This window comes from Pollutibacter soli, from assembly GCA_029269725.1.
Classification (GTDB): domain Bacteria; phylum Bacteroidota; class Bacteroidia; order Chitinophagales; family Chitinophagaceae; genus Pollutibacter; species Pollutibacter soli.
The window spans coordinates 107,969-122,880 of sequence record JARJHS010000002.1 but is presented as its reverse complement, the minus strand read 5'-3'; the positions used below and the strand labels follow the sequence as shown (position 1 = coordinate 122,880).

The window sequence follows — 14,912 nt, the reverse complement described above, 5'->3', positions numbered from 1 at the left end:
TTATGGGGTTTTTTATCAAAAATATCGCGTGCTATCTACCCATATAAACCATCAGGATCTGCACATCGCTGGGATTGATGCCTGATATCCTTGAAGCCTGACCCAGGGTGCGTGGTTTTATTGTGAAGAGTTTTTCCCTTGCTTCATTGCTGATGGCCTGAACCTTTGAATAATCAAAACTGCCGGGAATTTCCAAATCTTCCAGACTACTCATCCGGGTGACGAGTTCTTTTTCTTTGTCTATATAAACCTGGTATTTGAGCTGAATTTCTGTCTGCTGAATTGCTTCGTTATCGACTCCATCCAGTTGGACTTTAATTGAGTCCACGTTCCTGAGGAGATCTTCAATTGAAATTTCCGGACGAAGAATTAACTGGGACAGCTTTTGTTTTTGTTGTAACGGTGCTGAGCCTTTCGAATCCAGGTAGTTATTGATTTCTTCAGGTTGGAGTGTTATTTCGTTGAACAGCAACTTAAGTCTTGCTACCGTCCCTTGTTTAGCTGATACTTTGGCCATCCTTTCATCAGAAGCGAGACCAAGTGAATGACTGACCGAAGTCAGGCGCAGATCCGCATTATCCTGCCTTAACAAGGTTCTGAATTCAGCCCTGGAAGTGAACATACGGTAAGGCTCCTGCGTCCCTTTACTGATCAGGTCGTCGATAAGTACTCCAATATATGCTTCGCTTCTCTTAAGAATCAACGGATCCCTTTCGGTCACGTATTGGTGTGCATTGATTCCTGCCATAAGTCCCTGGCACGCAGCTTCTTCGTATCCAGTCGTGCCATTGATCTGGCCAGCGAAAAACAAACCCGACAATTGTCTTGTTTCCAGCGAATATTTCAGCTGGGTTGGCGGGAAATAATCATACTCGATAGCATAACCCGGCCTGAACATGCGGCAATTCTCGAATCCCGGGACCTGGGTAAGGGCTTTATATTGAACATCTTCGGGTAAAGAGGTGGAAAAGCCGTTTACATAGATTTCGATGGTATTCCATCCCTCCGGTTCTATGAAAAGCTGGTGCCTTTCCCGCTCAGCAAACCGGTTAATTTTGTCTTCAATACTTGGACAATACCTGGGACCTATCCCATCAATCCTTCCGGCAAACATAGGACTCTTCTCAAATCCTGTTTTCAGTGTATCATGAACGCTCCGGTCAGTATATGTTATCCAGCAACTGCGCTGTTTTTTGCCCGCGAGTGCGGGTTTGCCTATGTAGGAAAAACCTGTAACTTCTTCATCGCCAGGCTGTTCCTCCATCTTTGAATAATCGAGGCTTCGCCCATCAATACGAGGAGGTGTGCCTGTTTTAAGACGATCACTTTCAAAACCCAGTGAAACCAGTTGTTCAGTAATGCCGGTTGCTGCTTTTTCTGCCATTCGTCCACCGCCGAAGTTCTTTTCGCCAATATGAATAATGCCGTTGAGAAAGGTTCCGTTAGTTAATACCACAGCTTTCGAAAGAATCTCATGACCCAAACCTGTTTTCACGCCGCGGCAACGTCCATCTTTCACGATAAGTTCCCGAACCATATCCTGGTAGAAGTCAACATTTGACGTTTGCTCCAGCATTTCCCTCCATTTCTGGGCAAACAACATACGGTCGCTTTGTGCTCTCGGGCTCCACATAGCTGGCCCTTTCGAGCGGTTAAGCATGCGGAACTGAATCATGGTTTCATCGGTGACAATGCCGGAATAGCCTCCCAAAGCATCTATTTCCCTCACAATCTGTCCTTTAGCAATACCCCCCATGGCCGGATTGCAGCTCATCTGGCCAATAGTTTGCAGGTTCATGGTAATCAGGAGAACTCTTGATCCCATATTGGCAGCGGCAGCTGCGGCTTCTGATCCGGCATGGCCGGCACCAACAACAATCACATCGTATTCAGGAAACATGGCGCAAAATTACAATTCCTTCCACTGAAGTTTGGAAATCAGTTTGAAGTGTTCCACGTGAAACATGTTATTTACAGGAAAAAAGCTGATCGAGGATGTATTGCCCATCTTTGCGAGGGTAAATTGAAACACCGATTAAATTAAAACCGGAATTGAGGAGAGCCTTTCTATGGCCGCGGTTGGCCACACCTTCATCTATCAACAATAAAATGATTGCTTTCAAGGCGTCACTTTTCCCAATGAGGATATTCTCCCCGGCACATGTAATTCCTTCTGCCGCCATTCTCTGTGCGAACGACTTACCGTCGCTGGAGGAATGTGAAATGCCGTTTGTGTTGATCGCAAGGTCTCTCGTGTGTTTACGACTGATATCACTCAAATCTTTTCTCGGTTCCATCAGAGGAAGAGACGGCTGATTCTTTAAGTCGGAAATTAGCGACCGTGATGCTCCGCCCCTGGCTTCTGGAAACTGCTCAAGAAATGGACGAACATATTTTTCGAGGAACAGCCCAGGATTTGCTCTAAGTACATTGACCCAATAGAACAATTCCTGTTCTTCCTTATCAAGGTTGTTAATAAAAACAAATTGATCAAGGTATTCGTCAATTTTCTCAACTCGTTTTTCATTCACCACAAATAGACGGTCCTCTAACTCCATTGTCCCTTGTCCACTTGCTATAGATACGAAAAGAATAAATACTATTAAACCAGTCAATTGTTTCACGTGGAACATTTACATTTTATAACGGGCAAGGTAAAAATCTTCTTTTACCCTCATGGTATCCTGGTCAGTTTTTAACTTATCCTTGTAGCCCAGCAGATGAAGTAATCCATGGAATATTACCCGGTGCAATTCCCTGGATCTGGACACTCCAAGAGCGGAAGCATTGTCTCGGGTCCGATCCACACTGATGTACAACTCAGCCTCGATGGGTTCGCCAGGTTTACTAAGGGGGAATGTGATAATATCAGTATAGTAATCATGCCCAAGAAACTCCTGATTCATCTTCAATAAGTAGTCGTCATTACAAAAGATAACCTGAAGGCTGATCAGCGAATACTTCTCGCTACTGGCCATCTTTTTCAGAAAAGATTTTAACTCCCTGCGATGAAGAAGTTCTGGAACCGGTATCAAATAATTAAACTGAATATTCGGCATGCGATGTAAATTTAACCCTCTCAAGTGAACGGCTATAAGCCGGAAATATAAAATCTATGCTGAAGAAATTATCAGAGCTGGAGATTGGTCAGGTAGCAGTAATCAACCATGTTGAAGAAGATGAGATATTCCTAAAACTTATGGAGATGGGCTTTATTCCAGGCGAACATGTAAGCATTAAGCAAATTGCTCCGCTGGGAGACCCTATCTCAATAACGGTAGCCGGCTACCAGGTTAGTTTAAGAATAAACGAAGCGAACAAAATAATTGTAGAGATTTAAAACATTATATAGTTGATTATCAACTTTTTATGAAAATCGGACTCTATTTTGGCTCATTTAATCCCATCCACCACGGCCATCTCATCATAGCCAATTTTATACAACAAAATTCTGACCTCGACCAGGTTTGGTTCGTCATTTCTCCACAGAATCCATTCAAACCAAACCATGGTTTGCTTAATGAATACCATCGGCTGTTTCTTGTAAACCTTGCCATTGAAGGCGAATCAAAATTAAAAACTTCGGATATCGAGTTTCGCTTACCGAAGCCTTCCTATACCATCGACACCCTCACCTACCTCGAAGAAAAATACTGGGATCACCACTTCGTAATTATTATGGGAAGTGATAGTTTTCAAAACCTTGATAAATGGAAAAACGCACAGCTGATTATGGAGAGGTATCCCATCTATGTTTACACCAGACCGGGCTTCCCTGTAAGAACTGATCTCCCTGTAAAATCAACAGTATTAAAAGCGCCGATGTTGCAGATATCGGCAACCGAAGTGAGAACCATGATACAAAGTGGCCAATCAATTCGATACCTGGTTCCTGATGTTGTAAAAGAAGAAATTGAGAGAAACAGCTATTATAAAACTCTAAAAAATCCAACCCAATAACAAACACAATCCAGCAATAAAGGGCGCTGGCAGTTTAGTAAACATTAAAAAAAGGAAGGTTCCGAAAATTACGCCAACATTCAGAAAACTTAGAGCACGCCCATCCACAATACCAGCCAGCGAAAGGTCCTTGGTAAGATAAAAAGTTGAAGCCGCCATAATTCCCACGATTGCTGCATTGATCCCCTTTAAAGATCGATAAACTGCTGTGTACCGATGCAGGTTATGCCAGACAGGATAAAAAAATAACACCAAAAGTGCGCTGGGTAAAAAAAGCGCAACAATTCCAATAACACAACCCAGCATCTGATAACCTATTCCCATGTTCCGCATCGCCAACCCTCCGGTGTAGGCGCCAATTGAAAAAACAGGACCTGGTATCGCTCTCACCATACCTGCACCGGTGAGAAAATCATCTCTGTTTATTCGAATTACATTGGGGTTTCTTAGTTGAACACGTTCGGTATTTGGACGAACCACATATTGCTCATACATCATTGGAATCAAAACATCGCCACCGCCGAAAACTATACTTCCAAACCTGTATAAATTCTCAAACAAGTTAAAGGGCGCACGTTTCGGCCACTCCTGCTTGCGGGAAATTTCAGAAAGCGTTCCGCTCAATAGAAATATAAAAAAGAAGATTACAATATTCGCCCACTTCACTTTCCTGACCGGAACTATTTCCTTTTGCCTGTCCCTTCTTTCAGTAAAATTAGAAGCTACACCTCCGACAACTATTACTATAGGAAAAATGACTGGATTATTAAAAAACATATACGTGATAATCATGCTGAACACCATGATCACCCGTGAAATTCTGTTTCTGACAACTATAGTAAATGCACGGAATGCCGCAAAGGCAAGAAACCCAACGGCCATGGGTTGAATAAATCTGAAAATATTATTTTCAATATTTCTGTTATCAAAATAGCGGATCAAAAACGATAAAGCGCCCATGATGATTGCAGCCGGCAATACCCAGATCACCAATGTAATTATAGCCAGTGGCAAGCCGCCTCTTTTATACCCGATCAATGTCAGTATCTGTGTAGAGGAAGCTCCGGGAAGTAGCTGGCAAAAAGCATTGAAATCAAGAAGCTCCTGTTGGGTAAGATCCTTTCTTTTTTCAACAAAAGTTTTCATCATCATACCGAGATGACCCTGCGGTCCGCCAAAGGCAGAAATACTGTGCAGAAATACTGCCTGCAGAAATGGGATATGACGAAGCAGAACCAACCTTGCAACAAATATTTATATAATAAAGCACACATAAATCTGCCGCACTTCTCGTCAGTAAAATTATTTTTTTAACCCGATCTCTCTCAGTCGCTCGTCCAGGTATTCTCCTGCTGTACAATCAGGATATGCCTTTGGATGATTTTCATCGATACAACTTTCGAGGCAAGCCAAAGACATTCCACTTTTCGGGTGAAGAAAAAAAGGAATTGAAAATCTGGAAGTATGCCACAAATCACGAGGAGGATTAACCACCCGGTGGGTAGTACTTCTTAATTTATTATTAGTTAATCTCTGTAACATATCTCCTACGTTCACTACAATTTGTCCGGGAAGTGCAGTCACCGGCACCCATTCATTTTGTTTTGTCAAAATCTGTAATCCTTCCGCGGACGCCCCGACAAGCAGTGTAATCAGGTTAATGTCTTCATGCTGCTCTGCCCGGATCGCTGAAGCGGGCTCAGCTGTGATTGGAGGATAATGTATTGCCCTCAATATCGAATTACCCTCTTCTATAGGTGCTGCAAAATAATCTTCATTCAGTCCCAGGTAAATAGAAATCGCCTGTAACAATGCACTCCCGGATTTTTCAAACGCCCGATAAGATTCAAAAAAAGACGCATTAAAATCTTCGACTTCGTTGACATCTACATTATCAGGATATTCTTCCGCAAACTCAGAATCGCCCGCAACCGTTTGTCCGTACTGGAAAAATTCCTTAAGATCCGGCGCCTGGCTACCCTTTGCATGTTCTCTTCCAAAAGATGTATATCCCCTTTGACCAGCAAGCCCTGGAATTTCATATTTTTTCTTCTTTTCTAATGGTAAGGAGAAAAAAATCTGCACATTCTCATACAATCGCCTGATAAGATCTTCTGAAATTCCATGATTCTTGACAGCCACAAAACCCACTTCTTCATACGCTTTTCCAAGCTCTTCAGAAAAAGCCTTCCGATTGTTAACAGTTCCTGAAAGAAATTGTGAGAGGTCAACCACTGGTATATTCATGGTATCTTTAATTATCGGGAAAAATTACAAAACATATTTTTGAGTATAAAGAAAACTTGCGTGTTGCCTGTAGCCCCATTTTTAAAATACATCACCCCCACTGTAATAACCTTTATTTTTTTATCCTGCTCCCAACAGGTAGCTACGCAATACACGCCATTGAAAACAATAAAACACGCAGGACCGGATTACTCCAACCTCAAATACTGGGCAGCCCACCCCTTAAAAGTGGATCCATCTGACAGCGTACCTATTCCGCTTCACTCCATTCCAGGGGATACTTCAGCTGATGTGTTTTTTATTCATCCCACAACATTTACAGGGAAAAATGAAATTCATCTTACAAATGCTCCTCTGGAAGATGAATTCATAAACAACAAAACAGACCGAAGCAGCATTCTTTACCAGGCAAGTATATTTAATGCAAGTTGCAAAGTATATGCACCGCGTTACCGCCAGGCGTACCTGCAGATGTATTACGAAAAAGATTCAACGACCAGGCAAAATGCATTTGATTTTGCATATAATGACGTTCGTGCTGCATTTCAATATTACCTCGATAGTTTAAATCATGGTAGACCCATCATAATAGCATCACATAGCCAGGGCACCACGCATGCAAAAAAATTGATCAAAGAATTTTTTGAAGACAAACCACTGCGATCACAACTCGTTTGTGCTTACCTCGTAGGAATGCCTGTAGAAAAAAATTTTTATACCTCGATACCACCGTGCCAGGATAGTCTTTCCACGGGATGTATTACTTCCTGGAGAACTTACCGTAACGGCTACCTGAAAAATGGTGTATCAAATGAAGACACCAGTCTTATCACTACCAATCCGGTAACATGGACGCCGGGGACCGAGGTCGCCACCAGAGATTTACATAAAGGAGCAATACTTTATAAATTTAACTCGATCGCAGAGCATCCCAACAGTACTGTAGTTGCAGGAAATGCGCTCTGGATCTCCAAACCGAAATTCAAGGGAGGTGTTTTTTACTTCCAGAAGAACTACCATATCGGAGATTTCAATCTGTTTTATCTCAATGTGCGTGAAGACGTAGCCCGACGGATCAGGATCTACCAGCAAAAACCAAATCACAACATTGAATAAATGTGAAATCTTGCGGGTTATGATTAACTTGTTCCTCCAACCTCGCAAGCAATGAAAAAGATTCTGGTTCCAACCGACTTTTCACCTGTTTCTATAAATGCCTTGCACTACGCAGCCGAACTTTCAAACCAACTGGGTGCACAGCTGGTATTATTTCACGCGTTTCAATTACCCGTATCGATGAGTGAGATCCCGATGATCACGATGCCCTATGAGGAGTTGAAAAAAATTAGTGAAGATCACCTGAAAGAATTAACCGCCGGACTTGAACGGGTTAATCCCGGAACACAGGAGATAACATCAGTTTGCGCACAGGGTATGGTAAATGAAGAATTGGAAGCCGCTGTATCAGATATACATCCTTTCGCTGTTGTAATGGGAACCCGCGGCTCCGGAGGATTAGAAAGAGTTTTCCTGGGAAGTAATACACTAAGCGCTATAAAAACATTGCGATGCCCTGTTATTGTTGTACCTCCCGGTGCGAAATACAGGAAGATAGAAAAAATTGGCCTGGCTGTTGACCTCAAATCTGTAAAAGAAACGCTGCCGGTAAATTATGTAAAAGAAATTTGTACCGTCTTTGGAGCAAAACTATTTGTATTAAATATTGATAAAGAGGAAAAGAATTTTAAACCAGAGACGCTCTCAGAGAATTTTCATCTCCACCAGGCACTTGATCAATTGAATCCTGAATATCATTTTATAGATAATGCCGATTTTGAAAAAGGCATCCATGATTTCGCGGAAAAAAACAACCTGGACCTGATAATTAATATTCCCAAAAAGCATTCTCTCCTGGAAACACTTTTTCAGAAAAGCCATACGGCAGACCTGGTGTTTCACTCACATATACCGATCTGTTCGATTCACGGTTAAATCAGAATTCTGCTTGTTTCGGTGCGCGGGGGAACGCAATTACATCGCGGATATTTGTCATGCCCGTAACAAATTGCACCATACGTTCGAAGCCCAGACCAAAACCAGCGTGCGGTACCGTACCAAATCTGCGCGTATCGAGATACCACCAAAGTTCATCGGCAGGAACGTGCATCTGTTCCATACGTTCCACCAGCTTATCCATACGCTCCTCACGTTGTGAACCACCAACGATCTCTCCGATACCGGGTGCAAGTATATCCATCGCAGCGACGGTTTTTCCGTCATCATTCTGGCGCATATAAAATGCCTTGATATCCTTCGGATAATTTGTAACTATTACTGGCTTCTTAAAATGTTTTTCAACGAGGTAACGTTCATGTTCACTCTGCAAGTCGATACCCCACTTTACTTCATACTGGAATTTTTTCTTTTTATACGCCGGAGAATTGAGGAGAATATCCACGGCTTCTGTATAAGTGATGCGCTCAAAAACATTATCATTTACAAATGCCAGTTTCTCAAGCAAGGTCATCTCGCTTCTTTTATCCTGCGGCAATTGTTTTTCTTCTTCAGTAAGACGCTGAGATAAAAATTCAAGATCCTGGGGATTATTCTTCATTACATAGCTGATCAGGTAATGAATAAATTCCTCTGCAAGATTCATGTTGTCTTCCAGATCAAAAAAAGCCATCTCGGGTTCAATCATCCAGAATTCAGCCAGGTGGCGGGAGGTGTTACTATTCTCTGCACGGAAAGTTGGTCCGAACGTATAAATTTCTCCCAGCGCCGTTGCGCCAAGCTCTCCCTCAAGCTGGCCACTCACCGTAAGGTTGGTGCTCTTGCCAAAAAAATCTTCGGTAAAATTTACTGTTCCGTCTTCATTGCGCGGGGGGTTGTCAAACGGAAGCGTAGTAACCCTGAACATTTCTCCTGCACCTTCGGCATCACTTGCTGTGATGATGGGCGTATGCAGGTACACAAACCCTTTATCATTAAAAAACTGGTGGACGGCAAAGGCAAGAGAATGACGAATGCGAAATACCGAACTGAATGTATTTGTCCTGAATCTGAGGTGAGCTATCTCTCGCAAAAATTCCAGGCTATGTTTTTTAGGTTGCAACGGATATGCTTCACCGTCAGAATCACCCAGCACTTCAATATGATCAGCCTTCAGCTCCATCACTTGTCCCTTACCCAGCGAAGCAACCAGGTGACCCTGTATTTTTAATGATGCACTGGTGGTAAAACGCTTCAATAACTGGTCATCAAATTTTCCTAATTCAGCAAACACCTGAAGGTTCTGATTGGTAGAACCATCATTCAACGCAATGAACTGGTTATTTCTGAATGAGCGAACCCAACCCATGACGGTAACTTCCTGGCCATCTGGCGTCCAGCTAAGTAAATCCTTAATCTTTGTGCGTTTGTTAAACATATCCCGATCTTAAAAAGACCGCAAATATAAACTATCAGGCAGAAATCAGCTGGTTAAACGGCTTTATACACTAATTTGACCATATGAAAATTGCATTCTTCTCCACGCAACCCTATGATCGGCAATATTTTGATAAATACAACCAGAATCATCAACTGGTCTATTTCGACGTATCACTTCAGCCCGATACCGCGGAACTAGCCTCAGGCTCAGACGCAATATGTGTATTTGTAAATGACCAGGTGAACGCCACTGTTGTGCACAAGCTGGAGCGGCTCGGTATAAAACTACTGCTGCTACGTTGTGCCGGATTTAATAACGTAGACATTGCAGCGGCAAATGCTGCAGGTATAAAAACGGCAAGAGTACCCGAGTATTCGCCGTATGCAGTTGCAGAACATACCGTCGCGCTGATCCTTACCTTAAACAGGAAAACGCACAAGGCTTATAACCGTGTCCGTGACGGGAACTTTTCCCTCGTGAATCTTCTCGGCTTCGATCTGCACGGCAAAACAGTCGGCGTTGTGGGTATGGGTAAAATCGGTCAATGTTTTGCAAAAAATATGTTGGGTTTCGGGTGCAGGATTCTTGCATTTGATCTGATAGCAAACCCTGAACTGGAAAATGCTGATCTGAAATTTGTGCCCCTGGATGAGCTGTTTTCTAATTCAGATATTATTTCCCTCCATTGTCCTCTTAACGAAAAAACAAAACACCTGGTCAACAAAGAAAGCATCAAAACAATGAAAACAGGTGTGATGATTGTAAACACCGGGCGCGGTGCGTTAATTGATACTTCCGCAGTTATAGAAGGTTTGAAGAGCGGGCATATTGGCAACCTGGCACTCGATGTTTACGAGCAGGAGGATAAACTTTTTTTCCGTGACCTGTCTGCAGACATCATTTCGGATGATCAGATCATGCGCCTGATGTCCTTTCCAAATGTATTAATCACAGCACACCAGGCCTTTTTTACAGACGAAGCCCTGACGAAAATTGCGCAGGTCACCTTTCAGAATATTGCAGACTATGAAGCAGGGCGCCTTGGTCCGACACTGGTGCAGTAAGGATTATCAGGGCGCAACGCCTCAAAATACAGGTTGGCTGCGGGTTTCAGGCAAAAAATTTTGCTTATTGAAAAAACAAGTATTAATATTGTGACGGAATTTAACTGATAGATCTAAACTCTATTTCCCCAGGCTCATCAGTAACACCCGATTCCAATCAATCTTTAATCAAATTCAAATTTCATTTTTCAAGGCCGTTTCCACTATTGTTGCCTTAACACTTAAGTGATTTTATGTACGACATCCTACAATTGAACGACATGCTCGTTCCCGAACTGCTGGATATTGCTGAACAGCTCAAAATTCCCCATGCTAAGAAATCTGACAAACAGGAGCTCATTTACAAAATCCTCGATAAGCAAGCCCTGATGAACAGCGAAACAGCAGCAGGTAAAAAAGACGAAAAAACCCCGAGAAAAAGGATAGTAAAAACTACTACTTCCAATTCTACAGAAGAAGCTATTGTTGAAGCCGAACCGTCAAGAGAAAAGAAGGGGGCAGTAAAAAAGAAAGCGGCAGTAGCTGAACCGGAGCCAGAAAAAAAACCAGAGCGTAAAATTATTCGCAAGGGCCGTGGAACCGACGAGTTCACTGCCCCTCCTCCGGTTATCGAAGAAAATTATAATGAACAGCCCGAACAGAATTTCAGTGATGAAACAATTGTTTCCGAACCTGCAGTAGCTGTATCCGTTCCACAGGAAATGGAATCAGAGGCAAGCCCCAGGCAATTTCAAAACAGGAAGGAACAATTTTTTAATATCGAATTTGATGGCGTTATCCTTAGCGAAGGCGTTCTGGAAATGATGCCTGACGGGTATGGATTTTTACGCAGCAGTGATTATAACTATCTTTCTTCTCCTGATGATGTTTATGTTTCTCCCTCACAGATAAAACTTTTTGGTTTAAAAACCGGTGACACAGTATACGGTGCAGTGAGGCCTCCCAAAGAAGGTGAAAAGTATTTTGCGCTACTTAAAGTGGAGACCATCAATAACAGGTCTCCGGAAGAAGTTCGTGATCGTGTTCCTTTCGACTACCTGACACCGTTATTTCCATTCGAGAAACTGAATCTTTTTACAAGATCGGACAACTACAGCACAAGGCTTATTGATTTATTTACGCCTATCGGCAAGGGTCAGCGTGGTCTTATCGTAGCGCAGCCTAAAGTTGGTAAGACAATGTTGCTGAAAGAAGTGGCTAATGCGATTGCGGAAAACCATCCTGATTGCTACCTGATGGTTGTACTCATCGATGAGCGTCCTGAAGAGGTTACCGATATGGAAAGAAGCGTTCGCGCAGAAGTAATCGCATCCACATTTGATGAGCCTGCAGAGAAACACGTAAAAGTTTCTTCCATTGCATTGCAGAAAGCAAAGCGCCTCGTAGAATGTGGTCACGATGTAATTATATTGCTTGATTCTATTACACGTCTTGCACGCGCGCATAATACAGTTGCCCCTTCTTCCGGTAAGGTGTTGTCAGGCGGTGTTGAAGCTAACGCGCTACTTAAACCAAAACAGTTCTTTGGTGCTGCCCGTAAAATTGAAAACGGAGGTTCACTGACCATCCTTGCCACGGCCCTTATTGAAACAGGAAGCAAAATGGATGAAGTAATCTTCGAAGAATTTAAAGGTACCGGTAACATGGAGCTTGTACTTGACAGGCGCCTGGCCAACAGACGTATTTTCCCTGCTATCGACCTTACGGGCTCGTCTACCCGCCGCGAAGACCTTTTACTTGAAAAAGAAGTATTGCAGCGTCTTTGGGTACTGCGAAACCATCTTGCTGATATGAACAGCGAAGAAGCACTCAACCTGATCCTGAAACAAATGAGAGGAACAAAAGACAATTATGAGTTCCTGACGAATATGAACAGATAGTAGTAAGTAGGGAGTAGTGAGTAGGAACAGCCCTAAAAGGTAAATCCTGTAAATAAAACCAAATCCCACATTAGCTGGTATAAACTTCTACTGTGGGATTTTTAATATCTGGAACGTTTTAAATCCGGAAATGGGAGAGTATAAAATATTCTGTGTAAATCGAATGAGTAACTGTATCAAAGTCTGCAGCGGTTTTCAAAGATAGTTACAAACTGATGGAGAATGAGACCCCAGTTTTGAGGGATCTGGCTCCATTTTTTTTCGATGTTGGTAATGGCCAGATATACTGCTTTTTGAGCTGCGATGTCATCGGTGAACTGTACTTTGGTTTTGATGTATTTTCTGATTCCGCGATTGAGGTTTTCGATGGTATTGGTAGTGTAAATTATCTTTCTGATCTCCAGGGGAAAATCAAAATAACTGGTGAGATTTTCCCAGTTGTTACGCCAGGATTGAATAGCATGTTTGTATTTTGATCCCCAAGTCAGTTCGAGTTGCTGGAGAGCATCTTCTGCTGTATGGCGATTAACAGCACCGTACATCATCTTCAGATCTGCGCAGAAAGCTTTTCTATCTTTCCATACGACGTATTTGCAGGAGTTGCGGATCTGGTGAACAATGCAAAGTTGTGTGATCGTATCAGGGAAAATGCCCTTAATGCCATCAGTAAATCCTTTGAGATTGTCTGTACATGCAATCAGGATATCTTCCACACCTCTGGCTTTAAGATCTGTGAGCACACTCATCCAGAAAGAAGCAGACTCTGACTCTGCGACCCACATGCCCAACACTTCTTTTAACCCATCATTTTTAAGGCCGATGACCAGATAAATGCATTTGTTGATGTACTTGCCATTCTGCTTTATTTTAAGCACAATGCCATCCATCCACACCGTCAGGTACACTGGTTCCAGCGGACGGTTTTGCCATTCTTTGATATGTTCTACAATCCGGTGGGTGACATTGGATATGGTGCCTTCACTGACTTCAGTCCCATAAATTTCTTTCACGTGATCACAGATATCCGCAGTCGTCATACCGCGACTATACATGCTGATGATGGCCTCTTCGAGCTTGTCGCTCATGCGTGAGCCTTTAGGGATCAGCTGCGGTTCAAAATCACTATTGCGGTCCCTGGGGATGTTTAATACCAGATCACCGAGTGATTCTGTCTTCACCTTTTTGGAATAAGATCCATTGCGGCTGTTGCCTGTGTTGTGCCCTTCTTTACTGTGCTTCTCATACCCCAGGTGTTCATCAAGCTCTGCCTTAAGCATCTCTTCGACACCCTGTTTGTAGAGTTCACTGAAAAATGATTGAAAGTCTTCCTTGCTTTTAAACTTCTTGAAAAAATCTTTCGGGAGATGTGATTGTTGTTCGTCCATAAAACTGTATTTAAAGTTAATAAAAACGGAGGGCAAAATTTGCCGCCGTACCCGTTCAGGTTCCGCTGCGTTCGGCTCCGCTACGCTCCGCCTCACTTCGCTCCACCTGAACGGGTGGATTAACTTCAATACAGTTACTAGTAAAACTATTTACACAAAGAATTAAATACTCCCGGAAATGGATTCCAAACAAATGATGACAGCTCCCCTAGTGGAATGCTGCAAACTAAAAACTTTAAACTCCTACTCACTACTCACTACTTACTAAAGCGTCAATTGCCGCCGCAAGCTTCCGATCCTTCTCCGTTACTACATCTCCCGCATCATGCGTGCTTAGCCAAAACTCCACGGTATTGTACACATTTGTCCACAAGGGATGATGATTCATTTTCTCCGCAATCAGAGCCACGCGGGTCATAAATCCAAAAGCTTCTGAAAAATTCCTGAACTCAAACTTTCTGTACAGTTTATTGTCTTGTTCTGTCCACATACATTCGGTTTTAAAATTTTAGAAAACCAGATGACCCTTATTGCGAATTTTATCGTTTGTCAACTCCATTACGAGTTGAACTGATGGTATGGTCCTGATCGACTGCTGCAACAGATTCAACTCTTCGTCGCCTACCCAATCCCCCTTTGCCAGCCATAGATAGTCCAGGTGTTTGAACTCCGGTAAAAGATATTCCCCGTCAAATTGATTATGGTACAGAAAATAAGTCAGGGCACTGTTCGGAACATTATAATCGTAGATAGAAAAAAAATATTTGCGGTTCTTCTTGTCGAGTTGGATCTCCAGGTCATGATTAATCCTGAAATCGACCTGTAAAATCTGGTTCAATTGCCAGCAGAACTGGTATCCTTTCACGGGAGCGACAATCCCCAGCAGACGCGTTCCTTCAAAAAACTCATCAAACATCAGGCTATTGTCTATCCGTAACTTCAT

Annotated in this window: 15 protein-coding genes; 6 read left to right on the top strand and 9 right to left on the bottom strand. The window is 42.7% G+C overall.

Going from position 1 to position 14,912, the window contains the following annotated elements; genetic code table 11:
- Positions 1-31: 31 nt before the first annotated feature.
- From mnmG to ybeY, 3 genes are all read right to left on the bottom strand, one after another.
- On the bottom strand, positions 32-1,900 hold the full coding sequence (mnmG, locus tag P2W82_RS05180; protein WP_336514787.1) for a tRNA uridine-5-carboxymethylaminomethyl(34) synthesis enzyme MnmG: 1,869 nt from the start codon (positions 1,898-1,900) through the stop codon (positions 32-34).
- 67 nt (positions 1,901-1,967) lie between these two features.
- On the bottom strand, positions 1,968-2,624 hold the full coding sequence (locus P2W82_RS05175) for a CAP domain-containing protein (RefSeq protein ID WP_336514786.1): 657 nt from the start codon (positions 2,622-2,624) through the stop codon (positions 1,968-1,970).
- Positions 2,625-2,633: 9 nt separating this feature from the next.
- Positions 2,634-3,059 carry an rRNA maturation RNase YbeY gene (gene ybeY / locus P2W82_RS05170; RefSeq protein WP_336514785.1) on the bottom strand — a complete coding sequence of 142 codons (426 nt, stop codon included), beginning with the start codon at positions 3,057-3,059 and terminating at the stop codon, positions 2,634-2,636.
- Between the two features lie 56 nt (positions 3,060-3,115).
- On the opposite strand from ybeY, the gene P2W82_RS05165 reads away from it, so the two are divergent.
- Complete coding sequence (locus P2W82_RS05165) at positions 3,116-3,340, top strand: FeoA family protein (protein ID WP_336514784.1); 225 nt, start codon at positions 3,116-3,118, stop codon at positions 3,338-3,340.
- Between the two features lie 29 nt (positions 3,341-3,369).
- Positions 3,370-3,960, top strand: a complete 591-nt coding sequence (nadD, locus tag P2W82_RS05160) for a nicotinate (nicotinamide) nucleotide adenylyltransferase (RefSeq protein ID WP_336514783.1) — start codon at positions 3,370-3,372, stop codon at positions 3,958-3,960.
- Here nadD and P2W82_RS05155 read toward each other — a convergent pair.
- Positions 3,940-5,199 (bottom strand): chromate transporter, encoded by a 1,260-nt coding sequence (locus tag P2W82_RS05155; protein WP_336514782.1) that lies wholly within the window; start codon positions 5,197-5,199, stop codon positions 3,940-3,942. The genes nadD and P2W82_RS05155 overlap by 21 nt on opposite strands.
- A gap of 63 nt (positions 5,200-5,262) precedes the next feature.
- The gene (locus tag P2W82_RS05150; protein WP_336514781.1) at positions 5,263-6,207 is read right to left on the bottom strand and encodes an isopenicillin N synthase family dioxygenase; all 945 of its coding nucleotides are present in this window, start codon (positions 6,205-6,207) and stop codon (positions 5,263-5,265) included.
- 159 nt (positions 6,208-6,366) lie between these two features.
- On the opposite strand from P2W82_RS05150, the gene P2W82_RS05145 reads away from it, so the two are divergent.
- Positions 6,367-7,323 carry a DUF3089 domain-containing protein gene (locus P2W82_RS05145; protein WP_336514780.1) on the top strand — a complete coding sequence of 319 codons (957 nt, stop codon included), beginning with the start codon at positions 6,367-6,369 and terminating at the stop codon, positions 7,321-7,323.
- Between the two features lie 51 nt (positions 7,324-7,374).
- Positions 7,375-8,199: a universal stress protein gene (locus P2W82_RS05140; protein ID WP_336514779.1), complete on the top strand. Its 825-nt coding sequence runs from the start codon at positions 7,375-7,377 to the stop codon at positions 8,197-8,199.
- 1 nt (position 8,200) lies between these two features.
- Here P2W82_RS05140 and asnS read toward each other — a convergent pair whose 3' ends face one another.
- Positions 8,201-9,637 carry an asparagine--tRNA ligase gene (asnS, locus tag P2W82_RS05135; RefSeq protein WP_336514778.1) on the bottom strand — a complete coding sequence of 479 codons (1,437 nt, stop codon included), beginning with the start codon at positions 9,635-9,637 and terminating at the stop codon, positions 8,201-8,203.
- Between the two features lie 83 nt (positions 9,638-9,720).
- Between asnS and P2W82_RS05130 the strand changes: the two genes are divergently transcribed.
- Together P2W82_RS05130 and rho are read left to right on the top strand one after the other, a co-directional pair.
- Positions 9,721-10,704 (top strand): 2-hydroxyacid dehydrogenase, encoded by a 984-nt coding sequence (locus P2W82_RS05130; protein WP_336514777.1) that lies wholly within the window; start codon positions 9,721-9,723, stop codon positions 10,702-10,704.
- A gap of 233 nt (positions 10,705-10,937) precedes the next feature.
- Positions 10,938-12,584, top strand: a complete 1,647-nt coding sequence (rho, locus tag P2W82_RS05125) for a transcription termination factor Rho (protein ID WP_336514776.1) — start codon at positions 10,938-10,940, stop codon at positions 12,582-12,584.
- A 176-nt stretch (positions 12,585-12,760) separates the two neighbouring features.
- On the opposite strand, the gene P2W82_RS05120 is transcribed toward rho, so the two are convergent.
- From P2W82_RS05120 to P2W82_RS05110, 3 genes are all read right to left on the bottom strand, one after another.
- Positions 12,761-13,969, bottom strand: a complete 1,209-nt coding sequence (locus tag P2W82_RS05120; protein WP_336514775.1) for an IS256 family transposase — start codon at positions 13,967-13,969, stop codon at positions 12,761-12,763.
- Between the two features lie 250 nt (positions 13,970-14,219).
- Entirely contained in the window at positions 14,220-14,459 is a 240-nt protein-coding gene (locus tag P2W82_RS05115) for a 4a-hydroxytetrahydrobiopterin dehydratase (RefSeq protein WP_336514774.1), read from the bottom strand.
- An 18-nt stretch (positions 14,460-14,477) separates the two neighbouring features.
- Entirely contained in the window at positions 14,478-14,912 is a 435-nt protein-coding gene (locus P2W82_RS05110) for an IPExxxVDY family protein (RefSeq protein ID WP_336514773.1), read from the bottom strand.